This is a genomic window from Streptomyces bugieae (assembly GCF_036352915.1).
GTDB lineage: Bacteria > Actinomycetota > Actinomycetes > Streptomycetales > Streptomycetaceae > Streptomyces > Streptomyces endophytica.
Genome location: NZ_JAZBJP010000050.1, coordinates 40,208 through 49,118 on the forward strand (window position 1 = coordinate 40,208; position 8,911 = coordinate 49,118).

The window sequence follows — 8,911 nt, forward strand, 5'->3', positions numbered from 1 at the left end:
GGCACTCCTCCACGGTCGGCGAACGTTCAGTCAACGTTATATGTCTTAATAGTCTGTTTTGCCTCGCTGGAGTACTGCGTATGCCGAGGGACACCGAGGACAACCCCCGCACCACACCGATGACCCGCGCCACCCCGGCCGTCTCGGTGATCGTGCCCGTCCACAACACGCTGCCCTACCTCGACCGCTGCCTCGGCTCCGTCTTCGCCCAGACCCTCGACCCGCACCGCATCGAGATCATCGCCGTCGACGACGGCTCCACCGACGGCAGCGCCGACTGGCTCACCGACGCCGCCCGCCGCAACCCCCGCCTCACCGTCGTCCGCCAGCACGCCTCCGGCGGCGCCGGCAAACCCCGCAACACCGGCCTGGACCGCGCCACCGGCGACTACGTCTTCTTCCTCGACTCCGACGACCGTCTCGGCCCCGAAGCCCTCGACCGCCTCACCCGCATGGCCCAGACCCACGGCTCCGACGTCGTCTACGGCCGCATCGTCGGCGCCGACGGCCGCGCCGCCCCCGTCGATCTGCGCACCACCAGCCCCGCCGTCTCCGTCTTCGACTCGCCCGTCTACTGGTCCCTGGCCGCCTACAAACTCTTCCGCCGCGCCTTCCTCGAAACCCACCGGCTGCGCTTCGTCGAGGGCCGCCTGCTCGGCGAGGACCTCCCCTTCGGCATCGCGGCACTGCTGCGCGCCCGCACCGTCTCCGTCCTCGCCGACTACGACTGCTACTACCTCCACGGCCGCGCCGACGACAGCAACGCCAGCCGCCAGGACGTCGACTGGCCGGACTACCTGCACTACATCGGCGACGTCCTCGACACCGTCGCCGCCGAGGTCCCGCCCGGCCCCGACCGCGACAAACTGATGACGCGTCACTTCCACGGCGAGATCCTCATGCCCTTCGGCCCCGCCTACCTCGCCCGCACCCCCGCCGGCCGCCGGATGATGACGGCCGCCGCCCGCCCCCTCGTCCGCCGCCACCTCACCGACCGCATACGCACCGCCCTGCCGCCCCGCCTCCGGCTGCGCGCCCACTGCCTCGACGCCGGCGACGACGACGCGCTGGACGCCGTCGTCCGCGCCGACACCGGCCCCGTCCCCACCCAGGTCGACCCCGACGGCCGGGTCCACGCCCGCTACCCGTACTTCCGCGACCCGCACCACCCGTTGCCCGACGCCTGCTACGACCTCACCGACCGCGTCGTCCTGCGCCAGCGGCTGACCGGCTGCCACTGGACCGGCACCGTCCTCCGCCTGGCCGGTACCGCCGCCCTGCCGCACCTCGACACCACCGCGGTCACCCTCGTCCTGCACCGCGCCGGCGCCACCCACCGCCTGCCCGCCCACTACGCGGACGGCCACTGGCAGGCGGAACTCGACCCGGCCACCGCCGCCGGCGGCGCCCCCCTCGCCGACGGCATCTGGGGCCTCAAGATCGCCGTCACCGGACACGGCACCACCACGGACGGCGCCCCGGGCCCCGCCGTCCACCGCGCGGCCTGGCTCGTCCCCGAAACCCCCTTGTCCGCCGCCGACCTCGCCCCGCGCCCGGTGCCGCCCGGCCCGGCCACCGCCGCGCTGTTCCTCTCCCGCCCGCACGGCCACCTCCACCTGCGGCTGACCGCCCCGGAATGAGCCGCCACACCGTGCACCCGCCGCCCGGCGGGAGCACTCTGGTAGGAGCGGTTCCGGAGGTGATGGTGATGCTGCAGACAGCCGTCGGATGGCACGTCGAGATGGAATTCGAGGAGGACAACCACCGCACGCGCGCGGCCGCCCTCGTGCGGCTCCCGGACGGTACCGAGGTCCGGTCCCACGGGTACGCCAGCCGGCACCCCGCCGACTCCAACCAGCCGCGGGTCGGCGAGGAGGTCGCCGGGGCCAGGGCACTCAACGACCTGGCGATGAAACTGCTGACCAAGGCCCACGACGAGATCGACGAGGCGTCCGGACGGACGTCGTACCCGCTGACGACCCGCTGACCGCCCCCCGGCCGGCCGGGACCCGCGGGCACGGCCGGGACCCGCCGACCGGGCGGGCCCGCCGGTCCTCCTGGGGTCAGGCCTTTGGGTGGTGGTGGCGCCAGCCCGCCCACGCCGACGTGACCATGTCCCGCACGTCGTGCCGGGCCTTCCAGCCCAGCTCCGCGCCGATCCGGTCGGCGGCCGCCACCACCCGCGCCGGGTCACCCGGCCGGCGCGGCGTCACCTCGGGCGTCACGCCCTCGTACCCGGTGACCTCCGCGATCAGGCGGATCAGCTCGCGCACCGAAACGCCCTCGCCGCGCCCGATGTTCAGGGTCAGGTCCCGCACCGGGCCCGGCCCGGCGAGCTTCCGGGCCGCCGCCACATGCGCCTCGGCGAGATCGGCGACATGGATGTAGTCGCGGATGCAGGTGCCGTCCGGCGTGTCGTAGTCGTCACCGAAGATCCGCGGCGCGGCACCCGCCGTCAGCCGCTCGAACACCATCGGCACGATGTTGAAGACGCCCGTGTCGGCCAGCTCCGGGGTGGCCGCACCGGCCACGTTGAAGTACCGCAGACAGGCCGTGGAGATGCCGTGCGCCTTCCCCACCGCCCGCGCCATCCACTCCCCGACCAGCTTCGTCTCCCCGTACGGGTTGATCGGCACGCACGGGGTGTCCTCGGTCACCAGCTCCACGTCCGGCATGCCGTACACCGCCGCCGACGACGAGAACACCAGCCGGCCCACGCCGCCCGCCGCCATCGCCTCCAGCAGCGTCTGCAGCCCGTGGACGTTCTCCCGGTAGTACAGCAGCGGCATCTCGACGGACTCGCCGACCTGCTTCTTCGCCGCCAGATGCACCACGTCGGTCACGCCGTGCTCCGCGATCGCCGCGTCCAGCACCGCCCGGTCGAGCGTGGAACCGACGACCAGCGGCACGTCCTCCGGAATCCGGGCGGCCACGCCCGTCGTCAGGTCGTCCAGCACGACGACCCGCTCGCCCGCCTGCCGCAGGGCCCGTACGACATGGGAGCCGATGTAACCGGCACCACCCGTGATCAAGTAAGACATACGCCCATCCTAGGAGCGAAGAAGTCGGACAACGACAAGGTCAGCGGCGCAGCCGGCGCGCCGCGATCCGCCAGACGCTGCGCAGCCCCGACGCCACCCGCAGCGACAGCGCACCGCCCGTCGTCGCGTACGGCTGCACCAGCAGCACCGTGTGCCGCCGGCTCGGCAGCACCCGCCGCCGCAGCCCCGGCCCGGTCGCCCGCAGCGCGGCCCGGAAACCCGCCCCGTCGGCACAGCTGACCTGCGCCATCAGGTCCCACGGCTCCGGATCGGCCGCCGCCTTGCCGCCGCCCTCGGTCAGCGCCTCCAGATCCAGCACGACCTCCGCCGTCCAGCTCACCGCCGCCGCACTCCCCGCGGCGCCCGCGGCCGCCCGGGTCAGGGCCGCGGTGTGCACCGGGCCCCGCCGGTCGTCCCGGCGCCGCCGCAACTCCACATCGATGCTCTCCGGGCCCGCCGCCGCCAGCCGCCCGTACAGATCGTGCACCCGCAGCCGCAGCACACTGCGGCCGCCGACCGACGGCTCCGCGTCGATCGTCACCGGCAGCCGGCCTATCGGCTTCGTCCCCAGCGCGTCCAGCTCCACCTCGGGCAGGTCCGGCGACCACACCGCCCGCCCGCCGGCCTCCGCGTACGGCGGCAGCAGCCGCCCCGGACGGCTCGCCAGCTGCGTGATCCGGTCCAGGTCCCGCGGCGCCGGCGACGCCAGCACCACCCGCGCCAGCCACCGCGACGGCGCCCGCGCCGCCCGCAGCGCCGCCTCGTCGAAACCCCCCAGGTACTCCCGGGTCAGCCGCCACCACTCCGCCCGGTAGTCCGCACCACGGGTGTGCAGCTCCCGCACGTACATCCGCAGATCGTGATCGAGGAACTTGGTGGCCGCCGCCTGCGCCAGCACCGGCGACCCCGCCTCCCGGAAGATCTCCACACTCGCCCGGTGCGCCGCGATCCGCGCCTCCCAGTTCGCGACGTCCTTGCGGTTCAGCGAGATCGACTGCCGCGCCGCCGACCGGCGCACATGCCAGACGTAGACACTGTCCGGCACCGTCGCGATCCGCGGCGCCGCCGCCAGCACCTGCGCGGTGAACACGAAGTCCTCGTACGTGAACCGGCCCTCGGGGAACGCGATCGCGTGCTTCGCCAGGAACTCCCGCTCGTACAGCTTGTTCACGCACAGCGTGTCCCGCACCAGCTGCGGACTGGCCTCGGCCGACTCGTGCACCGCCGCCTCCCGGTACAGCCCCGGCTGCCACGGCACGTCCCGCCGGGCCGGCAGCTCCCGCCGCACGCACGCCCCCGACACCACCGGCGCGTCGTGCCGCAGCGCCGCCGACAGCAGCGCCCGCACCGCACCCGGCGGCAGCACGTCGTCACTGTCCAGGAACATCACGAACCGGCCCGTCGCCGCCCGCAGCCCCTCGTTACGGGGTGTGCCGCACCCGCCGCTGTTCTCACTGCGGTGGATCACCCGCAGCCGCGGCTCGGTACGGGCCAGATCGTCCAGGGCGGCGCCGGTGCCGTCGGTGGAGGCGTCGTTCACCGCGATCACCTCGGTGACCGTGTCACCGGGAACCTCCTGGGCGAGCGCGGAACGCACCGCATCACCGACATGGCCGGCATCGTTGAACGCGATGACGACGATGCTGACCTGCGCGGAGGGCGTGATGGTGGGCCCCGGCAGCTGCTCAGGGGCTTCTTTCACAGTCACTAAATCTACATTTCGTGTCGACAGCATCTCTTGGCGCGAGCGGGATCCGAACCCATATCCGATGGGTCAGAGGGCGAAACCCGCCGAGCGGTTGCACTCCTCGCCCCGCTTTTCCGCCGTATTGCCGTCTCGTGACCGGGCAGAGCACCGGGCTCGGGTGCGCAAGGACCCGACAGCCCGCCGCGGACCCCTGCACATGCTGTAACGACGCGAATGGCGTGCGATGCCGATCCGCGCGCCATCACCTTGCCGCGGACCGGCAACCCTCACCGCTCCATCACGTCCGCGACCCGCCCCGCCGCACCACCGTCGTCCCGGTGGCAGAACACCGCCCGGAAATCCGCGTACGCCTCCGCACTCGCCGCCGCCACCGCCTCCAGATCACCCAGCGCCTCGACCAGCTCACCCGTCGACGACAACAACGGCCCCGGCACCCGCGCCTCGAAATCCAGCGTGAACCCCCGCAGCGCGTCCCGGTAATGCGGCAGATCCGGCGTCAGGAACAACATCGGCCGGCCCGTGTTCGCGAAATCCACCGCCAGCGACGAATAGTCCGTCACCAGCACGTCCGCCACCAGCAGCAACTCCATCGCGTCCGGATACGCCGACACGTCCACCGCGAACGGCGCATGGTGCCCCGGCAGCCGGTCCGCGACCAGCGGATGCCCCCGCACCAGCAGCACATGCCCGTCCCCCAGCTCCCGCCGCGCCAGATCGACGTCCAACGCCAGCGGCAACCGGTGGTGCCGCGCGTCGTACGCCACGTCGTCCCGCGGCGTCGGCGCGTACAGCACCACCCGCCGGCCGGGCTCCAGCCCCAGCCGCTCCCGCACCGCCGCCGCCCGCAGCTCCCGGTCCGCCGCGAACAGCACATCCGTCCGCGGCAGCCCCGTCTCCAGCACCCGCCCCGCGAACCCCAGCGCCGACCGCAGCACCGCGGTGCTGTGCCCGTTCGGCGACAGCAGCACGCTCCACTGCCGGCTCACCCGCGGCCGCGGCGCCAGATGCGCCAGCCCCGCACACAGCGTCCCCGCCAGATCCGCACCGATCCGCTTCAGCGGCGTACCGTGCCACGTCTGCACGATCCGCTGACCGCCCCGCCGCGTGAACCACCACGGCAGATGCGTGTTCGTCACCACCCACCGGCTGTGCGCCAGCGCCCCGTGCCACTCCGCGCTGCCCACCACCACCGCCCGCGCCGTCCCCGGCACCGTCGACTGCGCGTCCCGCACCGCCCACAGATGCTCCACGTCCATCCCCCGGCGCACCAGCTCCTCGTGCACCGCCCGCGGCGAATCCCCGTACGACCGGCCACCGAAACTGCTGTACAGCACCGTGTCCCGCAGCGGACGCGAACGGTGCAGCACATAGTGCTGCTCCCGCAGCAGCCGCCGCCGGTACGGGCCCCGGTCCGCGGCCGGCACCGCCGGCCCCGCCACCACCAGCAGCTCATCGCCCCGGTGCCGGTCCACCACCAGCGGCTTCCCCCGGACCGTGCACGACGCCGGCAGCCCGTCCAGCACCCGCGGCGCCAGCCGCACCGGCGCGTCCAGCGGCGACGCCACCGCCCCCCGCTCCCGCAGATGCAGCGACCAGCCGCCCTCCCGCAGCGGCACCGGCCCGGCCAGCGACGGCAACGCCCCCAGCGGCAGCCGCCCGTGGAACCGGCCCTCGTCATGCGTCACCGGAAACGTCAGCTCCGCCGCATGCACCCCGTGCTTCAGCACCAGCTCCGTGGCGTGCGGCGCCGCCGCCGGCAACCCGCCCGCCACCAGCAGCGTCCCGTCCGACCGCCACAGCACCCGGTCCGCATACGGCTGCGGCGTCCGGTCGTGCAGCATCAGATCCCCCGCCGGACCGGCCGCCACCACCAGCTCCCGGCCGTGCGGCAGCGGATACCCCACCGGCTCCAGCGCCGGATCACACGCCACCCGGTCCGTGGCGCCGTCCGGCAGCACCAGCTCCGCCAGCCAGCTCTCCGTATGCGCCGGCGGGATCAACGACGGCGCCCCGTCCCGCGGCGGACGCGCCGAAGCCACCGCCTCCGCCAGCACCCGGAACGTCACCTCACCCCCCTCCGCGGGCTCCGCCCCCGCCGGGAACGACACCACCGTGCCCGTCCCCTGATGCGTCAGCCGCAGCCCCGACGGCACCGGCCCCGGCGCCCGCACCGACACCTGAAGCGCACCGGCCGCCACCGACCGGTGCCCCGCCAGCCACCGCGTCCGCCGCGCCACCGACAACCGCAGCCGCCCGTCCTCGTACCACGGCGTCACCCGCACCACGCCCCGCGGCCCCTCGTCCGCCACCTCGCACACCACCGGCGCCGCCCCCGAACCCGACTCCGGCGCCTCCGGCGACGCCATCCGCACCCCGTTCGCCGACGCCAGCACCAGCCCGACCGACCAGTCCCCCTCCTCCCACCGCCCGCCCCGCCGCAGCCGCGCCGGATCCACCCGCAGCTCGAACCCCGACCAGTCGTAACAGTGCAGCTCCTGCCCCGACTCCGCGGTCGCCTCCGGCATCGCCACCGTCCGCAGCGGCAGCACGATCCGCCGCCGCCCGCACGACAGCACCGCCGTCCGCACCCCCACCGTGTGCCGGTGCGCCGCATCCACGTTCCGCACGTACGCGTGCCCCCGCAGCACCAGCACCCCGTCCCGCCACACCGCCTCCCGCACCCGCGCACACACCGGGAAGTCCCCACGGCCCAGCCGCGTCACCCCCGGCGGCAGCTCCAGCGGCGGACTCACCGGCACCACCGCCCGCCGCCGCAACGGCGGCCCCGCCACCGCGAACCCGGCCGGATTCCGCGCCTCGTGCCGCAGCAACGTCAGCAGATCCGCCGCCCGCCCCGCCCGCACCAGATACCACCGCATCCGCAACTCCACCGGCAGCTCCGGGAACACCCGCGGATCCACCCCCGCCAGGAAGTCCCGCGCACAGTCCAGGAACGCCGTCCGGGTCTCCGGCGCCGCCCCCGGCAACGCCGCCACCAGATCCGCCAGCCCGTCCGTCAGCTGGAACCGGTCGTAATCCCGCCGGTACCCGTGCAACTGCGGCCGCGCCGCCTCACCCAGGAACCGCCGGATCGCCGCCACCGCCGCGAACCGGTCCCGCACCCCCCGCGGATCCGGCCGCCGGTGCCGCGCCGCACCCTCCGGCAGCCGCCAGTAACACACGTGCTCCCGCAGCACGTCCACCGCACCCGCCAGGAAATGCGCCGGCACCGTCACCGCCTCGTCCAGGCACAACTCGCCCTCCGGGAAGGCGAAACCGTGCCGGTCCCAGAACTCCCGACGGAACACCTTGTTCCGGGCGAAGGAATCCGCCAGCAGCGTCAGATCCTCCGTCACATGCGTCCCCAGCACCGTCTGCCGGCCCGCCGGATGACGCGCCGACTGACTCCGCCCCGCCGCCCCCAGCCGGTACACATTGCCCGTCGCCAGATCCGCCCCCGACCTCTCCAGCAACCCCACCAGATCCTCGTACGCCCGCGGCAGCAGCACATCGTCCGCATCCAGGAACGCCAGATAACCGGTGTGCGGAAAAGCGTGCCGGGCACCGGCGTTCCGCGCCGCACCGCACCCCGGCACCTCACCCCCCGTCAGACGCACGATCCGGAACCGCGGATCCCGCTCCGCGGCGGCATGCGCCACAGCAGAAGACGGGCCCGCACCCGCGGGCCCGCCCTCCACCAGCACCACATCCAGTTCCGCCAGCGTCTGCGCCGCCACCGACGCCAGGCACTCCTCCAGATTCCCCTCCGCCCCCGCACCACGAGGAACCGGGACGACGACGGTGAGCCGGGGCTTCATAGACGGACCACGCCCTTCCTGTCTGTTGTGGGCGTTCAACTCACCACCGGCGGCACGGTCACCGGATCTGCGCTGAAAGGGTGAGCCCCCCCGCCCGCGGCCGCACCACCCACCCGCACCCCACCGCCCGCCCGAAGACCTTCCGCCCACCGGGTCGGCGCGCCGCGGCCACCCCGCCCCGGCCCATGCCGTAGACCCGAAGCCGTACACCCGTCGCGCAGCGTTACGGCGCCCCCGCGCCGCGTCCCAGGGAAGGTGACCGCGTCCCGATGCCCGGCCGAACCGACAGCCCCGCCCCCACCGACAGCCCGGATGCCCAGCCACCCACCGGCGAACCCCGCACC

5 protein-coding genes are annotated in these 8,911 nt (G+C 74.2%); 2 read left to right on the forward strand and 3 right to left on the reverse strand.

Annotated features, from left to right (window positions below; translation table 11 throughout):
* The first annotated feature begins 80 nt into the window (after window positions 1–80).
* Together V2J85_RS37705 and V2J85_RS37710 are read left to right on the forward strand one after the other, a co-directional pair.
* Window positions 81–1,640, forward strand: coding sequence for a glycosyltransferase family 2 protein (locus V2J85_RS37705; protein WP_330824101.1), 1,560 nt, complete (start codon window positions 81–83; stop codon window positions 1,638–1,640).
* 68 nt (window positions 1,641–1,708) lie between these two features.
* A complete protein-coding gene (locus V2J85_RS37710) occupies window positions 1,709–1,987 on the forward strand; it encodes a DUF1876 domain-containing protein (RefSeq protein WP_030815262.1) in 279 nt (92 codons plus the stop codon).
* A gap of 76 nt (window positions 1,988–2,063) precedes the next feature.
* Here V2J85_RS37710 and galE read toward each other — a convergent pair whose 3' ends face one another.
* The 3 genes from galE to V2J85_RS37725 all read right to left on the reverse strand — a co-directional run bounded on the left by galE (window position 2,064) and on the right by V2J85_RS37725 (window position 8,567).
* Window positions 2,064–3,041 (reverse strand): UDP-glucose 4-epimerase GalE, encoded by a 978-nt coding sequence (galE, locus tag V2J85_RS37715; protein WP_330824102.1) that lies wholly within the window; start codon window positions 3,039–3,041, stop codon window positions 2,064–2,066.
* A gap of 40 nt (window positions 3,042–3,081) precedes the next feature.
* Window positions 3,082–4,743: a glycosyltransferase family 2 protein gene (locus V2J85_RS37720; protein ID WP_261951157.1), complete on the reverse strand. Its 1,662-nt coding sequence runs from the start codon at window positions 4,741–4,743 to the stop codon at window positions 3,082–3,084.
* A 272-nt stretch (window positions 4,744–5,015) separates the two neighbouring features.
* Window positions 5,016–8,567: a bifunctional glycosyltransferase/CDP-glycerol:glycerophosphate glycerophosphotransferase gene (locus tag V2J85_RS37725; RefSeq protein WP_330824103.1), complete on the reverse strand. Its 3,552-nt coding sequence runs from the start codon at window positions 8,565–8,567 to the stop codon at window positions 5,016–5,018.
* Window positions 8,568–8,911 lie beyond the last annotated feature (344 nt).